The organism is Enterovibrio gelatinilyticus, from assembly GCF_028683095.1.
Lineage (GTDB): Bacteria > Pseudomonadota > Gammaproteobacteria > Enterobacterales > Vibrionaceae > Enterovibrio > Enterovibrio gelatinilyticus.
The window spans coordinates 197,335-216,404 of the sequence record NZ_JAJUBC010000007.1 but is presented as its reverse complement, the minus strand read 5'-3'; the positions used below and the strand labels follow the sequence as shown (position 1 = coordinate 216,404).

9 protein-coding genes are annotated in these 19,070 nt (G+C 42.9%); all 9 read right to left on the bottom strand.

The window, feature by feature from the left end:
* On the bottom strand, positions 1-497 hold a 497-nt coding region (locus LRP50_RS08480; protein ID WP_274164023.1), incomplete at its 3' end, for a hypothetical protein.
* Positions 498-976: 479 nt separating this feature from the next.
* Positions 977-3,106 carry a UvrD-helicase domain-containing protein gene (locus LRP50_RS08475; RefSeq protein WP_274164022.1) on the bottom strand — a complete coding sequence of 710 codons (2,130 nt, stop codon included), beginning with the start codon at positions 3,104-3,106 and terminating at the stop codon, positions 977-979.
* Between the two features lies 1 nt (position 3,107).
* Positions 3,108-9,524 (bottom strand): DEAD/DEAH box helicase, encoded by a 6,417-nt coding sequence (locus LRP50_RS08470; protein ID WP_274164021.1) that lies wholly within the window; start codon positions 9,522-9,524, stop codon positions 3,108-3,110.
* Between the two features lie 185 nt (positions 9,525-9,709).
* Positions 9,710-10,852 (bottom strand): HNH endonuclease, encoded by a 1,143-nt coding sequence (locus tag LRP50_RS08465; protein ID WP_274164020.1) that lies wholly within the window; start codon positions 10,850-10,852, stop codon positions 9,710-9,712.
* Positions 10,849-11,568 carry an OmpA family protein gene (locus tag LRP50_RS08460; RefSeq protein WP_274164019.1) on the bottom strand — a complete coding sequence of 240 codons (720 nt, stop codon included), beginning with the start codon at positions 11,566-11,568 and terminating at the stop codon, positions 10,849-10,851. The genes LRP50_RS08465 and LRP50_RS08460 overlap by 4 nt, the downstream gene beginning before the upstream one ends.
* 2 nt (positions 11,569-11,570) lie before the next feature.
* Positions 11,571-13,892 carry a hypothetical protein gene (locus tag LRP50_RS25690; protein ID WP_337992906.1) on the bottom strand — a complete coding sequence of 774 codons (2,322 nt, stop codon included), beginning with the start codon at positions 13,890-13,892 and terminating at the stop codon, positions 11,571-11,573.
* 194 nt (positions 13,893-14,086) lie between these two features.
* The gene (locus LRP50_RS08450) at positions 14,087-14,575 is read right to left on the bottom strand and encodes a hypothetical protein (RefSeq protein ID WP_274164018.1); all 489 of its coding nucleotides are present in this window, start codon (positions 14,573-14,575) and stop codon (positions 14,087-14,089) included.
* A gap of 154 nt (positions 14,576-14,729) precedes the next feature.
* The gene (locus LRP50_RS08445; RefSeq protein ID WP_274164017.1) at positions 14,730-15,287 is read right to left on the bottom strand and encodes a hypothetical protein; all 558 of its coding nucleotides are present in this window, start codon (positions 15,285-15,287) and stop codon (positions 14,730-14,732) included.
* 725 nt (positions 15,288-16,012) lie between these two features.
* Positions 16,013-18,958 carry an ATP-binding domain-containing protein gene (locus tag LRP50_RS08440; RefSeq protein WP_274164016.1) on the bottom strand — a complete coding sequence of 982 codons (2,946 nt, stop codon included), beginning with the start codon at positions 18,956-18,958 and terminating at the stop codon, positions 16,013-16,015.
* Positions 18,959-19,070: the final 112 nt, after the last annotated feature.

Genomic DNA, 19,070 nt, shown 5'->3' with positions numbered 1-19,070 from the left:
GTGGTTAATTGCGGATAGAGGGTTCGCCATTCCGAAGACTGATAAATACTCCTCGCATTAGCATCTTTTCTAAACCAGCTAGTGAGATACTCACCAACAGCTTCTGAGCGGTGAAGTCCACCTTCGTTGAGCAAGCTGTTACAAAGACTATGGAGTGCAAGCAATCGACGTATTTCAGCAACTGGTTTACGGTCGTAAATTTTGATCGGGAATCTTTGATTGTTGGCCTCTTCGTTGGATGCAATGTAGTAGGCAAGTTTGGTATAGGTGAAGAAGCCTGACAGCAAGTAGAGGTTGTTGCGATATCGATAGCACATGAGTGGAGACTGCTCAGCTAATACGTGCAAGAGAGCAGCGTTCCCTTCATACAGAAGAGAAGACATCTTTGTAATGCCGACTGGGTTTGCCGTTTGAACAATTTGTAAAAGCTCATCATCGAGGGAGATATCTTTCAGACAAGCTTCAGAATGAGTAATACCAATATTAAATTGCTTCATTCAATCCCTGTTTAGAAACCCCAGCTGACTAAATGTTAACCAATTTAATTTTATATTAATAGTGAAAATTTACTTTTAATATTTAAAAACGAAAAGGTGAAATTAAAAAATCATTTAAAACAATAGGTTATGCGTTAATGGCGGAGCTTTAACTCTGCCCATAAATAAGAAACCGCCAAGAGCTTAAATTAGGAGAAATCAAGCATGGCATCCATGATGGCGTGAAGTAATTATTACTAGCACAGCAGTCATTGCAGTAAAGTAATTATTACTAGTTCAGTCCGATAGAAAAAGTACACTCTTATTAAAATATGCCCATGTGTTTGCATTTATCCTTCCTCAGTTAGTTGCAAAATAAAAGGCTCTAAGTTTGGGTACTTAGAGCCTTTATAAGCGATCTGTTGGATCGTTCAGTCGCTCAATTGTCTCTTAACTGAGCGGCATTGCCCCAACTAGCCAGTTTACTGACAAACTTTAGTTCAAATAAAATCTGAGAGATACTGACTTGGGTTATTCGATGCCGTCACATAAAGCCCTTTAATCGCTCTAGTGGCTGCCACATGAAGCAAGGCCCTCTCATTGAAGTCATAGTCACGGCGCTCAACAGGGTCTTCAGTTAACGCTTTCTTTAGCGGTACTACATCTTTGTTAACGCCAACAATGAAGATGTATTTAAACTCAAGTCCTTTTACGCGGTGCATCGTTGCTACGCGAAGGCCAGCTTTCTCACTGTCCGAACTGTCAGCAGATAGCGCATACGTGTCCACACCTTTGTCATTTAACGATTTTGCATAGCTATCCCGGACATAATTTGTTCTTGCCACCAAGCAGATATCTTTCAACGGGACGTCGTTACTCAAAAGCAAATCTAGTTGTTGCTTAACGAAATCAACTTCCTTTTCATACGATGGCAGCACTTTAACGATAGGTAGGTCGCCATGAAAAAGGGAGAGATAGTCTGTAGATTTATCAAACTCCCCATCTAAGTTATCTACTTGCACATTGTTCAGAATCGACGTTGCAAAACGTCTGGTCTCTTCAGTTGTGCGGTAGTTAATCTTCAGTTTTTGGGAACGACGGCCACGAACATTGATGCCGCAGCGTCCAAGCACAACTTTATTTCTGTAAATACGCTGATGCCCATCTCCAACGATAAACAGATCATTCTCTTGCTCGGGAACAATTGCTCGAAGTAAAGAGAAAGCCTGACTTCCCATATCTTGAGCCTCATCTACAATTATTGATAAATAAGGCAATAAGACCTTCTGCTCTTTGATAATGTCAATGGCATCCAACATGGCATCATTCATATCCCGCAAGCGCTTACGGTTCATTTGGTTTCGGAATTCATCAAATACGGGCCATATTTTTGCACGCTGAATACGGCTCAATGGCGTTCCCCTGCCAACACGACTCACATTAAAATAGTCTGCTTTCGTTTTAATGGCATTAGGTTGAACAATATGTCGCCATTCCTCTTCATAGAAAGATTCAGGGAAGAAAGGCTCAGTTGGCGCTTGATCAATAGCATATTTCCAGCACTGCTTACGCTCACTATTCTCTTCGTAAACCACCTTGTAGTCGTAATTAAAACGCTTCAGAAATCGAGAAATCCATCCATCAATATTGGTAACCTCAATTTTCGCCAATTGTTCTTCACTGGCAATTTTCTTCAAGTTAGCCTTGATGTCAGAAGCTAGATTGCGGGTAAATGTGGTGAAAAGAACTTTCGTTTTAGCATCCGTGATCTGTTGAGCTAAATAAACAGCTCTATGCATCGCCACAACTGTTTTGCCCGTGCCTGCTCCGCCAAGAACTCGTGTAGGGCCTTTGGCCTCGCGAGTAACTAGCTTTCTTTGGCTTGGGTGTAAGAATACTCGCCACTTCTCAAGTGGAGCATTCAACATTTTCTGGAGCTCAAGGTCATCAGTAACCATGCGGAAGTTACGTTGAGATGATGTTCTTTCCAGAGCCGCTTCAAAGTCAGTTACATCTACAGTCTCGCCAAGTGACTCATTGTAGGTAGCAACCAGCTCATCGAAATCCTCGCCAGCCGCTAGCAAATAGAGAGGCTCATAAGCTTCAGAAGGTAATTTTTTCTCCAGCGACTCCAGCTCTCTTTCAGAGACAAGAGAAAGCACAGCATCTACAAAGTCACTAGGGACACCTAGAGCGAGTATTTGCTCTCGAGTGAAGTCCGCGAATAGTGCTTTTTGGATTTGAGTCTCAAGCGTTTCAACTCGCGGTTGTTCTACAACATTACTGATTTCTACTATCTGGATTGCACCAGTAGATGGATGAATAAGGCAGTCATGGCGTCTCGCCCAGTCATAAGCATCGTCATGATGAGCAACCCACATAAGCATGTAAAGGTTGCTTTTTTCGGGCTTCAACACGATTCCACGATAGGTTTGATCTATACGAACAGAGTGAACATTAGAACTTTTTGCATCGCGAATCTTTTCATAGTTAATGCCAGAGCTCGTAGGATTTTGGCGAAACTTACTGATAAATTCTTGAACTTTTTTCTGCTGCTGTTTAGGAATTCTCGCAAAAGACATCAGGAAGTCTCCTGCAATAGCTACCTTTGGCATTTCAACTGCTGTCATATTAGTTATTACCCATAAATTGTTTTATTTCCTGCAATGTCTGATCCGTCAATTCGCCAACTATCACTCGCCAACCTTCGCCTGCAAACTGCTCTTTAAATGCACCCATCTCAGGCAACAACACTGCAACTTTTTCTTCTAACCATGCAAGTTCAGCCTCTGCAATGATCTCTCCTTCCTCACTAACCAAAGAAAAACCAACCTCAGGAGCCGAAATATCATGCTCAATCATTGAGAAGGCAATGGACTCATCGATAACTTCCAGTTCAATCAGTTCAGCCCATTCATCAGGCAATGTTTGCAATCCGCTTATTTCAGCTTCGGGTTCAACATTTTGAGCTTTTATTACACGATTCACGCTACCACTTTCCAGTAACTTACGTGACGTAAAAGAAAAATCACTCATAAACTGAGCTAGGTTCACCAGCTTCCAATAACCATAAAGTGCTTGTTCATAGCCATCATCCTCTGGGTATCTATCATCAAAGCAAGCATGTAAGCGCGTCATTGCCTCGGCATACACAAAAGGTGTTTGGCCTTGCACTTTATTCGCTACCGCATTTATATAGACCTCAACTGGCATTACTGCCGCTAATTCAATGCTTCGTTGAGAAGTATTAATCGAGTCTAAAAGCCCACCAAAGAAATACGGAACATCCAAGCAAAGTTCGGGCAGTCTTGCTGAATCTGAATTCTCACGCATTTCATATTCAAACTTATTTTTCTTCGCGACGTCTTTAGATGCTGCTATTGCCAACCAATAGAAACTGTTCGCAAACATGGCTTGTTGGAACAAGGAAGATGTTGTTTGTGGGTCATGGAGATATCTTTTTAACAAAGAGAAGCTATTTTGATTCTCATAGCTGCTTCGTAACATTTGGTAGTTCTTTGTTAAGAGCCTGCTGTAATGCCCCTTTTGATCTTTAAGTGCAACATCCTGACGATTAAGGCCAATTACATCTTTGACATGCTTATCATCCGGCTTTGCTAAATCATTCCAGCAAAGTGTCCAAACGTTGTATTTTTGACTATCTAGAACTGCGTTGCGCTTCTCAGCATCATCATGAACGATGTTGTAGTGATGAACAAAACCGTCCAAATAGACTGCAATCGGTTTAACCTGCTTTAAATCAGATGACGGATATAAAATGAAGTCTGGACGTGTATCAATATACACCCCCTCTTTTTCTCCGAGATTTTCCTGAGGTACAAGATGCCAAGTAGCGTCATTGTTTAGCTTCGATGACACAATCCAAGCAGCTTTCCCTCTCAGGTACTCTTTAGTCACGACAAATTCAGAAACGCTTTGCTGTAGAGTCTCTACGAATAGCTTCTCTAATTCAGATTCAAGCATCTTATTGATTGAAATGTCAGACAATGAATTCACTTTTACCAATGCACTTTCATCGTCAAGTATCGATTTTAACAATCCGCGCGCATGCTCGCGAGAAATCGACCTCATCTTGCCACGATCTCTGTACGCATAGACGCATTGATAACATCCGTCTTTACCTTCGGAAGCACAGCCACAATGCTCGATAACTTCCAATGCTAGATTTAACAGCGACAATAAGTTAGCTGGCTCCTGCATGAGCTCTTTTAACGCACCGGTTCCACCAGGTACTGAGTCGTAAATAACCAAGTAATGTCGGTAGCTCTCACCTGCATCTTCAGGTTCACGGTAGATTGTGCCTTTGATATGTTCAACGCTACCTTTGAAATAGCGCTTCATGCCCAATTGCAATGCAGCACTTAAAGATGCCTCTGTGACTTGTCCATTGCCATATCCACTTACAGGCAGAAGAATACGAATAGCCTCTGATTCAAGCTGGCGATAAAGGAAAAGAAAATCTTCGTACTTTGCTTCCATTACCGTGCCACGGTATTTACAACTTATATCGTGGTTTTCAGGCCCTTTACCTTTTTGAACAAACCCACAATCTGCGCACACTTTGAAGCCGGATTTTTTCTTCTTTTCTCCAGCCACATAAAACTCGTTAGCCTCCTCGATTGGGCTACCAAAATTAATGTCACGCATGGCGACTTTGCGAATATATTCAAAGCCAAAAGGAATAGATTTGTTTTGGACTTGATAAGCAAATTCGACGTCTTCAGGCCTAAATGAGACTAGCATCTGCCTTTGGAAAAATGCGGGCGTCCTCGTGTCAGCATCATCCGTGATTTTCGAATCCCTAACACTAGATCGTGCATAAACCTGGCGCAGTTTAAGCATTCGCATTTTTTGCTCTGAATCTGACCAACCAGGGTGACCGCATTTAGGGCAAGTTGAGAACTGGTCACTCTCTAAAAGTTCACTGTGGTTGCAGTGGCTGCAAACCCTCCAAGTCTCTGGTTCAGAGACTTTCATATCAATCTGCTCTACTTCTACTTTATGCCCACCTGCATAAAAGTAATTGGTAGGAGCAAGTTCCGAAATAGCAGCCGCAGCAGGTCTCTCATATTCAAATGTAGATGTGACGTACTGGCTCTTACCATCTTCAAGTTCAATGGTGTCTTTTTTGCGCCAAAGAACTGAACGCAAAGTAATACCGGCTTCTGGGAATGCATAGTTAGGCAGCAAACCCTCATCTGTCATGAAGTTCAGCGTGCTTTTACCATTGATCTCTCTTAAAAGTGCTAGTAGAGCATTTCGTTCATTTTCGAACTCGCTAAGATCACTCGCGTAGTTTTGATCTTTAATAGGTGAAGACTTGAGCTTATCGATGCTTCGCTTTAACTTTTCTGCGCGATGTTTAAGAGATTTACGGTCTTTGACCAGCATCTCAAGCGCTTCCTGTATTTTCGGTGCCAATCCATACTCTTGACTCGAGCCAATAATAAACGTTTTAAGCTTGTCGTAGGAAGAAGGAGAAAGCGCATGGAAAACTTGGGTAAATTGCGTAAATAGTGATTCCTTCTCAGAATCTACAAAATCCAAGAAGTTGTATGGATATTGATCTCTTAGGCCCGCCTCTGTCGCGTCAAGCATCTGTTTCACACGTTTAGAAATGGCACTGCCATCGATACCCGTTTTGATCCAACGGTCCATACAGAAAGCCGTGAGTTGCCGTTCCAGAATTGCCGACGCATCAAGGAAAACACCAGGCGCGTTAACGCTGCCAGCCATCATTTCCACAGGCTCTTCAAAATAAAAGAGATCGTGCGGGTTACCTTCCGCAACTGTCATATTGAACGCATTACCGTCCTTTCGGCCAGCACGTCCGATTCTCTGCAAATAGTTAGCCTGCGCTGGGGGGACAGAACAAAGCAATACTGATGACAGGTCGCCAATATCAATACCCATCTCAAGGGTTGGGGTAGCCGACAACAGATTCACTGACCATGCATCGCCACCGTTAATGAACGCATTCTCAGTTTGTTCTCTCACTGTACGTTCAAGCAAACCAGTATGTTCAGCCGCATTGACTCGGCAAACTTGCGAGTGTGACCACTCTTTTTCTGGCAGCGACTTTTCTATGGAAAGATGACCAATACAAGACTCTCGCGAACAAGGTTGACCTTTCCAGTAATCAACTGAAGCCTCGGCTACAATCATTTGCTCCGAACAGGTATCACAACCCAAAGCAACCGTCGTAGTTGATAGCCTTAGAGCAGAAGGCTCTATCCCCCACACTTTGCAATGCTTCGCATCACACTCGCGAAGAATTCCTCCTCTTCTCAAGGCATCTAACGTGAGTTTGTAAATTGTTTGCGTATGATTGGCGATCATGATGTTGTCATGCTTACCAAAGCACTTTATTAACCAGTTCTGGTACCAGGAGTGCTTAGACTTGCTGCCAACGATCTGATCAAAACGCTTGTTTTTCTCAAACGTCAAAAAAGCTGGAGTTCTTGTTTTGTTACCCCAGTTAGGCATGTATTTTGATGTCTGTTTATCAATCTTGGTGAGATAATAGGTTTCTCCACCATCAGAGATATAACGACTAAGTGAGTCGTGAATAACAGCACCCTTGTGGCGCATCCTCTGAAGAACACCCAAGCAAAAATGAAGTACATCTTCATCATTGACACCATGTATTTCAGCACCCAGCTCATCAATCAACGCGGCGTGTAATCGTGACACCAATTCGATAAGGTGCTGACTGCATACATCGGTCGTATATTCACCCGTTTTTTCGAGTGTTCGCCCAAAAGATGCTCTCAATCCAAACTCACTGAATACTTCCCAATTTAAGCGTTTTTCAATCAGTGTGGGTAACAGGCTACCAGCAGGCAACGGTTTCCCACTTTCCACCATTTCGCGGTAGTCATTTAACCATTCCATATTCGGTGCAATAAACGTTGCTGCAAATGACTCGGAGCTGCCGCATTTATCTTTAGCTGCTTGCACTACTTTTTGCGCAAATTCGTAGAGACTCATTCCCTCTGCATGCTGGGCTACAGTTCCCATATGACCACGCATCATGAGCGGCCAAGTTCGAGACGCAAAGAAGCCGGCCCGGTGAGCGGCATCCTGTACAGAGTCAGAAAAAGTAATTAGCTTTTTGTTTTCATTGTATCGACTACTGTATAGCTGATTAATGGCTACTGCAGATAAGGTCGCAGACTGTGCACCAACAATAGAAAGTCCATTCTTACTTTGGCAGTAAGGGCAATCATTACTGAAATGGGGTCCTTTTTTCTCGCTAATTTTGACTAAGTCCGGCAAGAAAACCCTCACTAATTCCGAATGATCGCAATGTTTGCAACCCGCGGTTTGGGCGTCACTGTTTAAAGACAAACACTTTGTGCAAAGCCGCCTGATTTGGCCTTTGTTAGGAGTGTCTCTGTCTTCTTCAATAGGAAATGCGACTCGAACACTGTGATTACCACCGAAGAATAAGCGATAAAAAACATCCAGTTGACTATCCAGTTGTTCAACCTGTCCTTTGACAAAACCACCCCAGCCTGTGGCGTGACAATCTCGGCAATTAATGACGGGTAGAAATTTTTCCCTCATATCATCTGAGATATCATCACCAAAGTTTAAGTGAGGCTCTGGATTCACACTTGCGACAAGTCGACGCAGCTCTCGGAACCACAATTGATGGCGCACCTGCAGGAAAGGCAAAACAGGCCTTGGTTTACCTTCAGCCAATCTTTGTTCACGTTTATCATTCGCTTCTTCAACTGCATTTCGCGCAATAGAGACTAGAGAGCAAAAACTTTGTATGACAAGACCTGCATCGGCCTCTGAAATAGAAAAAGCAGAGCCGATATCAGAAGAAAGTGTACGAAATGAAGCGATTTTTCCATTCATCATTTGAAGCAAGGAATGGAAAAAACGATGGGAAACAATCGCTTTGCCAAGCTCAATTCGAGATAATCTTCCAGCATCACTTTCTATATCTTCAGGCAAATGAATATGCGCGTCAGGAAACCATACGTCCAGTTGCGCATTCAGGTACTCAACTTCCGTTAAATAGGCCGAAGCACACAACCTCTCTAGCTCATCAAAGCTTGGATAAGAGAAGTAATCTACTGAAGCACCTTTTAAGTATTCTTCGTAGAGATATCTGTCTTCTCTAACCACAGAGCTTTCATCAAATTTGCTATCAAAAATATTACTTGCATACTCAAGTAGAGATTCGACGTTGTCACCCACCGTTGCCGATGTCCCTACACAGGCGAAACCTTCATTATCAACTGATAGATGGTACTTTAAGCGACGAATCAAACAGGCTAAATCAGAACCCTGCGCGCCATCAAAAGTGTGCAGTTCATCCACGACGAGATACTTCAAGGTTCCTGGCTCATTGTGTTCCCAGAGACTTTGATCTTCAGGGCGCATCAACAAGTAATCCAGCATCTTGTAGTTAGTTAACAAGATATCGGGCGGATTCTTTCTCAAGTGATGCTTGCAGGTAATCACTTCCTGAGGCCCCATATTAGTTACCGCGGTATCCCGCTGCTCTCCACCAACAAAAAGCCCAACTTGTACGTTGCCTTGTAAATTCTTGTCTTTATATATAGTTGAAGCAAAACGCTTGGCCTGGTCAGTCGCCAATGCATTCATGGGATAGATAACTATCGCTTTAACGCCTTTGTTTTTTTGTCCCGCACAATAGTTGAGCAATGGGTAAAGAAAACACTCTGTCTTACCGGAACCTGTTCCGGTTGCTACCAAGGTAGGTTTTGGCATTTCAGTTGACAAGCGTTGATAAGCAATCGCTTGGTGCGCATAGGGAGGAAATGGCAATTCAAGATTTTCAAAAAAATCCAGTGGAAGATGACTTTGTCTGAATGGTAATTGGATCGAGAGATATGGCCCTTTCACCAGATTTTCTTGTTCACTCAGGAATCTATCCATCATTGAATGCCCCTCACTTTCGAAGTAAGGGTTATTCATGTTGAAAGCCGACTTAACGTACTTTCTTAAGCTTTTAACGACCTGTTCACTGACAACAGAAGGCAACATGTCTTTTTATCCTAATCTAGCTAACCGACTAATTTTATTGTTAAAGGAATCGATAAGACAGCTTAATTATGCAAAAGAATACTAGCTGTCGTGTTTTATAGCCAAGAACATTGAAAAATGAGTATCGGGACTCGGCTGTTTTAAGAGTAAATATGGAATAAAGGCCTCGTATAGAGGCCTTCTAACTACCGAATCCATGCAAACGCATGTTTTGTATCACTCAGAAACTCCTGCACACTGATGGCATACCAACCATTTTCATTGGCTTGCACAATATCACTGGCAGCAATTCCCACACCGAATTTACGGTTTGGCCATGCCAGTTCTAACAGGGCGACAATTTCCTGATTCGTGTTTTGAATATCGTACCCAGGCTCAGGCATTCTCACTTTCGCTTTTTGGCAGTGGTGCAACACACCATGTACCGCAGGGTCCGTAAACTCAAACACGTCATCCCAACTACCTAACTCTTCTGTCAGTGATTGTTCTCGACGTAAGCCTGCTATCAACTGTCTTACATCATGCATGACGTAAGATTCCTTCGCGGTCCTCTCTTTGCTCAAACAGTCGGCACATACCCCCACTAAATTTGACGGTGAGTTGTCATGCTTAATACCGTTGATATGATGAACATGGTAGTGGACCTTGTGCTTGCTTAGATCAACCCCGCACTGCTCACAGCAATATTTATGTTCGACTTTATATTTCGCACTGAGTTTGCCCCAATCGTCAGTAAAATCTTTACGCGTATCGCCAGACTTTCGTTGTGGCATGTGCGGGAAGAATGAGCTGTACGTTGAAAAGAAGCGCGCCATATCAAAGCCATTGAAAACTGCGTCTTTCTGCGCGGCATCACCCGTTGAGTAACCTTGATAATTCAAGGCTCTAATACAAGATTTGCACACATTGAGCCTAGCTCGCCCCTCAATGTCCCGCCCATCAATGTAGTGAGTACCAGTGATTAAGAACTCACCGCTCACATCATTCGTGACCACATATCTCTCAAAAAGTCCTTGGGTACGCATGCCTTTCAGCTTTGCGCAATCTGCAACATGGTATTTAGGGCCGCTTTTATCTGGATTATTAAGTGCCGCAACAACAGAGGTGCCAACATCCTGAATATACAGAAGTACCTGGCGCCCCTTGTAACTTAATAGGCCGGTGTCTGTATCAACATCTTTCAGTTCAACAATCTTGCCTTGACCCAATTCAATATCGATCGGGTCAATGTTGCTGGGGGTGTATTGCAAGTTAAACTGCCCAAGTTTGTCCGGCGGCATCATATCAATTGCCGCTTGCAGGGCTGCCATGTCAAAGGAGAGCTTCACTCCGCGCCCCCAAGGATTTTACGAATCTGCTCCTCAGCGTTTGTGATCACTCTAAAAGATACACGTCTTGAGCGTTGTGCTAATTCCACGCCATGTTTGTTCTTAAGAACCTTTGAGGACGAATAACCGACAGCTGCAACATACTGCTTCACCCATGAGTAGGTGAACGGGTCTTTGATCACTAAATCTAAATTCATCACATAACCCAACACCGCCCTTGTCCGTGACTGTGACAAATTCATGTTGTTGAAATATGCCTCGTAATCCGTTGAGTCGTGATTCCAGCGACTAGAGGTATGACCTTCGATTTTTATCTCTTGGATTGATGGCTTGTATTCATTAAGCACTTCCAAGTATCGAGGAAAGAAATCACTCAGAATCAATTCAAAGGTATTAGTAAGATCTGACTTACCATTGGCAAACAGAACATCGGGTGCTGTGAAATTCAAGCTCAGCGAATTACGATCAATCTCTGCGCCCCACTTTTCGAGGTCTTCAGAAAACTCCCTCACCAAAGCCAAATAAATCGCTTCTTGGGTTTTCTCGTAAGTCACTGCGACTTCTTTTATCTTGTCTCGCTCGTTCATCGCATCACGCATCAAGGCCACTGAGATGAACAAGAAGACCATCATCAGACCCGCCATCAGGTCTGATACGGACATCCAATGGTCACCGCCATCTGAGGCGGAAGACCTTTTCCCAAATACATTACTCATGCTTAGCTCGCCAATTTCGTTACGTTGCTAACCACGGCTTTCATTTCGTTGGTGAGTTTTCCATAATCACGCGTGAACTGTTGGGTAACGGTCGCCAAGCCTTGCCCCATTTCGTTGATGACACGGTTAATCTCCTGCTGCATCTGAAGGTCAAGTACTTCTACTTGCTTCTCAACGGCTTGGCCTGTTTGAGCAACGCTATCGATCACCTGCTCTTCCAAGCTTTCGAAAGTACGTTTCACTTCACGCACCTGCGCCTCAAACACTTCTTCCAGTACACCTTCAAGGCGATTTTGTAATTCCTTTATTCCCTGAACCATATGCTGTTGAGTCTGCTGCGTATTCTGGCCCAGATCCATATTCCCCTGGATAAGGATCTTCATGGTTGCTTCTGAGTTTTCTTTCAGATCAATGACCATCTCGCGCACGTTTTCGTTAAGGTCTTCCATGGTCAAGCGCAAGTGTTCTTTGATTTCTTCTGTTTGATAAGTCAAGTGATCAACAATGGACTGCAAACGGCCAGAAGCGTCGCCTACGTTGCTTGTAATTTCATCTGCACTTTGCGCAAGCTTGCCACCAATTTCCAGAGCACCTTGTTTTAGCTCATCTGACATAGCAACGGCACCAGCATCCATTTCATACTTAATCGTATTCAAGCTGCCATGTACGGTAGCAGAGTAACTGTCCAACGCGTTCGTGAAGTCTCTTCCGTACTGCTCAATAAGCGATTGTGACGCTTCGTTCATCTGCTCAAAAGTATCAACAGATTCCTCAACCGTGTGAGAGACCTTGCCTAGAACTTTTTCTGTGTTTTCAATCAAAGACTGGCCTACGAAATCAACCGTCTCCGTCACTTTCGAAGAGAAGGAATCCAGCGCGGAGCGCGTTTCATCTCTCGCGATCTCCAAATGCTCGTTAGCAGCTTTCAAGGTTTCTTTAGCTGAGGTCGTATATTGCTCGATGGTATTGTTGGTTTCAGTTGCAAGACGCTCAAACGTCGTGCTTGTGGCATCAACCGACGTTGTCACTTTGCCCATGCTATCTTCGACAGTAACAAGAAGCTGATTACCTGTTGACTCGATAGTCTTACTGATAGATTCGTTCATGTTGTTCAATGCCGAGCCCAGCTCTGTTGTCATGGTCTCAATACCTTGACCAGTAGACTGCGTAAACTGCTGAGTTGCCTGCTTCTGCTCATCACTGAAGCTTTCAATCATTGCCTTGGATTCAGCCAACATGGTTTCGTAATGTGCGGAAGCCGCATTCACTGAAGTACTGATCACCGACATGGTGTCATCCAGCTGGCGTTTAATTTCCGGCATCGCCTCCACCGCTTTATCGCGAAGGTCTTTGAATGCATCCAGACGCTGCTCTAACTCTGTAACCTGTCCATGTCCTAGCTCCATTACCGTGTGGAGTTTTTCCATGGTTTGAGGAATGCTTTCGGTGCGCTCACTGATATGGGCAACAGACTTCTCAGTAGACGAGATCGCGTCGACACCCAACTGATACTTGTGTGCCATCTCTTCGAGTTGCTGACGGTAGTTCTCCTGCCAATCGACCAGTTTTTTCACTGACTCGTCCAGACGCTTGAAGTTCTCACCAAACTGTTCGGTAAGGTTATTATTGAAGTCCACAATCACTTCTTTCAGCGCGTTGATAACCTGCTCAGTGGCTGATTTAGAGAGCATGTCGCCAAACTCATCCATTTTGATCCACAATCGCTCGCTGAATACCACATGTGACTGTCTCATCTGATCTAGGTGTTCCAAGCCTTGTTTGTTTTGCTTGTTGGCTTCCGTTAACCATGACTGGATAAACTTCATACCGTCGTTAAAGTCTGCCCTCATTAATCGAGTCTGAGATGTCATCGATGAGTCTTCATCACCACGAATTGATTCAACCAACGATTCTGAAACTTTTAGTTGTTGGCTCATCACAGCGTGAATTTCATCTGGCCCAACACCTTCTACAGCCATCTCTTTACTAGGGATGAACGGCTCAATAGCTTTGAACAATATGTTTGCGCACATGCCTACCAAACTGGTTAAAAAGGCCGTCTTCAAACCTGCCAAAAGCAACTCGATGCTGCCATCAATGTTTTGAGGGTCGAATTCCATCAAGCCAACAACAATACCAACAAATGTGCCCAAAATACCCAAAGAGGTCATTAGGTTAGGGGCACCACTTACAAACCCTTTTCCTTTGCCTTTTACCGCCATGAAAAAACTAGCAGCAAAGACAATGCCAATAAGGTAAATAAATAGATCTGAAAATGTGTTTGCAGATACAGAGGCAATAATGCCAGACAGAAATTCGCTCATTTTTTATACAGCATCATTTTGAATTATTTAAAGGGCAAACATTATATCGAGTGAGGAATAGATCAGAAGATAAATGTCAGAATTTAACCAGATAAAACATTATGAAAACATTTATGAAATAGACTTAATAAAAATTACCAAATGTTTTTCAAGGCATTCACTTCATAAGCTTATGAAGTAATGAATCGATACATTCACGAAGACAGAACATTTAAACGCTTGTCAGCTTGCCTTGTTAGCGTCCAGTAGTTAGCACAGATACATTTGATAACGGTCGCCCACTCTAAATCGGTCACATCCTTTCCAGTTAGGTCAATTGCATCAGTGCATAGAAATTCAATGTAACTCTCGCTGCTTAGCAGGTCGTTAATCATATCCTTCTGGTGCTCTATTGACTTGGCTATCTGATTAAATCCAATTAATGACTCTAGCTCGTTAGGTGTCTGACCCAATTCACGCCAAGCATACAAAAGTATTCCGCATTTGAGCGTTTCTGAGAGTACCTGCATTTCCTGCTTGTATTTCGCGCGGTCTTTTGCTGCTTTTAGAAATTTAGCCTCTTCTTCATCTCTCTGTAATTGAGTCAGTTCCTCTTGTCTCTTTAGGTCTGCTGATTCCTTTTTCTTTGCAGAAATCATGACACAAAGCACAACAAAAATAGCAATAAGAATAAGTAATTCCAATTTGTAACCTCTCATTTTTGGATGAATTTAAAACGCGACCGAGATTGGCCATATCTGGAAGTTAGAATATCAAATGATAATTTGTACAAGGTGTTTTTTAAGCTTATGAAGTATCACGTAGACAAGATTGAACATTGGCGCAAATCATAACCAACTATCGAACGCGGCGATGTGGCTTCACATACACTGTGGACCCATTTTTCAGGCGACGATAATGACCTGAAACGTATTGAACACCTTTGAAATTTTCACTATGGTCGTAGAAACTCGCTGCTCTTGAAGTGGTAAATGATGAGTAGTAAAAGTTTCGGTGTTTTTTTTCTGATACCTTTATAGCCTTTGAGTAATCCGCAGTATCTTTATCGAAATTATATTCAGGCCAACCAATAGTAAATGGGCCACCTTTAATATCACCATGAAACCTGATATTTTTATCGCCCTCACATAAATTATTTAACTTAGGCTTTCCATTGACAAATAAGAATTCCGGCCAATTAAGAACAAAGTCATTACCAATACCAACAGCATCGCAGCCAAATAAATAATCCGGCCATTCGATAATATACTCTTCATTACCTGGGAAACCGAAACTGTCCTTACGCATTGAATAATTCGGCCACGAAATTACAAACTCTCCACACTCCATTACATTTCGCTCACTATGGAGTTCAAAGTATCTAGGGAAACTAATAGTGAATTTTGAGACGTCCATCTACACTAGTCACCTTGAGGAATAGATGAAGCTGCTTTATAGATTAACAATTGAACTTCCTTAGTAAATATCTCCGACAGGAACACTTTCTCAAGGGTTTCGCAGAAGTCATTTTTATTTTCGCAGGTATACTCATCAACCTTGAGATGACGATACATCTCATCAGAAATGATTTTGACTCGTAAAGGGTAGTTATACCGTGAAAAGTAGAGCGTTATAACTCGAAAGGAATACAATCTTACATACTTACTTTCTAGGCGACATGTCGTTATGTTCTTGTCTCCCCTCTTGAAACAGCTTACATGAAGCTCTGCCAATCCTTGAGTCGCCTCACTAAAGGTTGAAATAGCATGTTTTAAAACATCATCAGGACTTTCTAAACTCATTAGCAACCTCAGAAATACAACAACCTACGAACAAAAAAGAAACCAGAGCACGTAGGCTCTGGTTTTCGCGGATTATATTAGAAGTCAGTGAATACAACCAACTTATATTTTTGTTATTTACTGCTTAAAACGACGCTCAAAATCGGCCCACACCACATCGTAGTCGCGTTCACGGTCACACTTGTCGAATGGGACGATGTATTCGATGGTGCGCTCTCCTGGGCCTGATGAAACTTATGAAAGAGCCGGAGCTTCAATACTCCGGCTGAAATGATTAATTACTAATCTGATTGGCAACGGACCTGTTTACATCACCAGAAGTGTGAGAAAAACCATCTGCTAAACTTGTTCAACAGCAAAACAATCAATTACATGTTCTGGAACCTGTTCTCTATCCCCAATTACTACAAGTTGTTTTCTAGGTCTCGAAACCGCCACGTATACGCTATTTCTATCAACCTGACTGTTCCAATCAACCCTTTCCATTCCGACAAGAACGACGGTATCAAACTCCAACCCTTTGATATTTTGAGGGCTCGAGAAATGGACCAAATATTTTTTGGATAAATCCACTCGTTCAGCGACATAAGATTGTCTGAAATTTTCAGCAGCGAGGACATCACGTAGTCGGCTTTCTAGTTCAACAGCCATCTCATTTGTTGGGCAAATGACGGCGATAGTTCTACCTCTAGGCAGCTTTTTAATCACCTGAACGACATCATCATCACAACTTTCGAACGTGTTATCGATAAACTCTTTAGCACCGCCAACTCTCGACAATCGGCGCATTTCATCAAGGTTAGAAATTGCCATTCTGCCATCATCTTGCACCAATGCTCGGAAAAGATGAGATGTCGCCAATAGCTGGGGCTGCTTTTCTTGGCGTTTATTTTCTTTCAATAAAACAGAATCGACACTGGTTTGATAAGGGAAACAACTTTGAATATTTCTCACTTTCCCACTAAGTAGCTGTTGTTGCATATCACCTACCATGGTGACCGCATTGTAATCTGGATGAGCTTGAGCCCCCATCAAGAAGATCTGGATTTCAGTGAAGTCCTGAACCTCATCAACAAACACTGAACGATAGTAGGTGGGCTCAGCCAGCCTTGAAGGTAAATTTTTAATTGTATCTATGTTAGCACTGCGACTCATAACATGAGCGAGAGCAAGGATAACGTCGATATCATGATCCGCCAGTTGCTTGTTATTGATGCGCTTAGCAGGCAGTGATACAGCTTCACCCGATTTTTCGGCTAACGCCAATGCTGCTGCATATAAATCAGAGAAATGCAGATTGTTAAAGAGTCGATTTTTAAGCTGCCTACGGAGCTCTTTAGCCAAAGTGGTTTTTGTTACACCCGCTTTTGCATTTTTTTCAAGCACAGCATGGAATGGGTTGCTCGTTAGCGCTGGACGAATCTGGCCTTCAACCTTAACCAAAAGCTCATTTTTTACAGCGTAAAAATCGATGTCTTCTTCTTCAACAATAAATACTGCATATCTCTTACCACCCTGCTCACATGAAAAATGCGGTACGGCGGATTTAGACACCTCATTATCTTTACTCTCAGACCATGCAATATCGCTTTGTGCCTCTTCAATGGTAACGCCAAATTGATCCTTTACGACATCACTAGAACGAATAAGGTTTTTTAGATCAGATGCATTAGAAACAACAAAGTTTTGAATTCTCTCTTGCTTGCTGTAGCGAATAAATGTCCCATTGACACTTCTAAGCTTTGACAACGCTTGCTTACGAGACTGAACTTTTTGCCACTTGCCTTTTCCAGTTGATATCCATTTACTCTGAGGATCAAACAGTTGATTTTCTAAACGTGAAATCACTGCATTTAGCTCTAGCACTATTTTATCCAGACCTAAAGCACTGGTATTACTTTGGATATGCTGGGCCAACATACTCACAGATTGTAAATAAACGTCTTTGCACATATCGACAAGTGCTGAGGCGTCTTCATAGGGGAGCTGTGGCGTCAAAACTAACGACTCTGGCATACGCAACGAACTGGCAACCTTTATCATTCGTTCAGCAATAACTTGTGTTGCATAGCCATCAACCAGCTTAAGCCACTCCATGGTGGTCTCTGAATCAAAAGAGTAATCAAGTGATGTCAGGTAGCGGTACTTTGATTGGGATGTCTGCTGATCTCCTGACTTCCGCGATGACCATTGTTCCACATCTCGCAGTTGTTGAAGATCATGCTGTAACTCTTTGTATTCACAGATGGGTAACTGCGCCAATCCAAGTTCGAGACATGTTGCTTTTAAATACTGCACCAACTCGCCCGTACGAACGAACCCCACACTACTTTCCTGAGAAAAGAAAGTGGTAGACTCAATGACTTGATCACTCGCACCATAAGCTGCATCACACAGTGTTTTTGCTCGCCCCAAAGCCGCACATGTCTTGCCTGACCCCGCAACCCCCTCGATAAGCATGGGTCCTTTAGAGACAGAGCTACACATTACGTCTAATTGCTCTTTCGTAGGATTCAAGTAGAAATAGTTACTCAAACCATAGTATTCATCAATCTGATCGTCCTCCATTGCGTTAACGGAGCGATAATCATCATCTTCACCTAACAACTCATTGGAGGAATCAAAATTTTCAAAAAAGTCGAAGCTTTCAAAGGTATCAAATTCAACACCGCTTTCTATTTCAGCGTTGTCATCATCTGTAGATGCTTGGTTGCTATCGGAAGATTGGTCTCTTGAAAACCAATTATTGAGCGACTTCGATAGGTTACTAACATGGAACATGTTTTCATCAGTGCTGTATAAATCTGGAAATACGCTCCTCTCCATACTTTTGTAGTTGAGAATGTTATCTTCTGCTTCCTGACCAAAAAATCGCGAAAGCGTTCGAACTTCTACGACTTCATAGGTTCCCCAAGCCGGACTCTTACCCTCAAACCCCAAATAAGCCTGACGGCATAAGTACCCCACTGGAGAAAGCGGTGTCGCCAAGTTGCCACTTGTCATCGCGAAATCGGAATTGGCCTGAGATACACGAAAAGAGAGCTTTCCTTCTTTCTCTGTTTCAACCGTAATGACTTTACCAACAGCGTGTCGCCTAAATTCTTCATAACCTTGAAGGCGGCGCTGGGCGTCAATGCCAAAAGCCCCCCGCTTGCGAAGTTCATCAATTTTGCTAATCATCTCTTCCAGTTGGCAAAGTTCCTGCTCTACTGCCCCCTTAGTTTCCTGAGCAGTAGATTCCGACACTTCATTCATTTGCGATGGCAATAGCCACTCTTGGCGCATTCTTTTTCCTCTCGGGTTCACAATCTGTTGGTCTTTTACGACGAATTCAGGCCCTGTAGAAACAGGGGAAGCAAAAAAAACCTTCTCAGATATATGTTACTGAGAAGGCCTC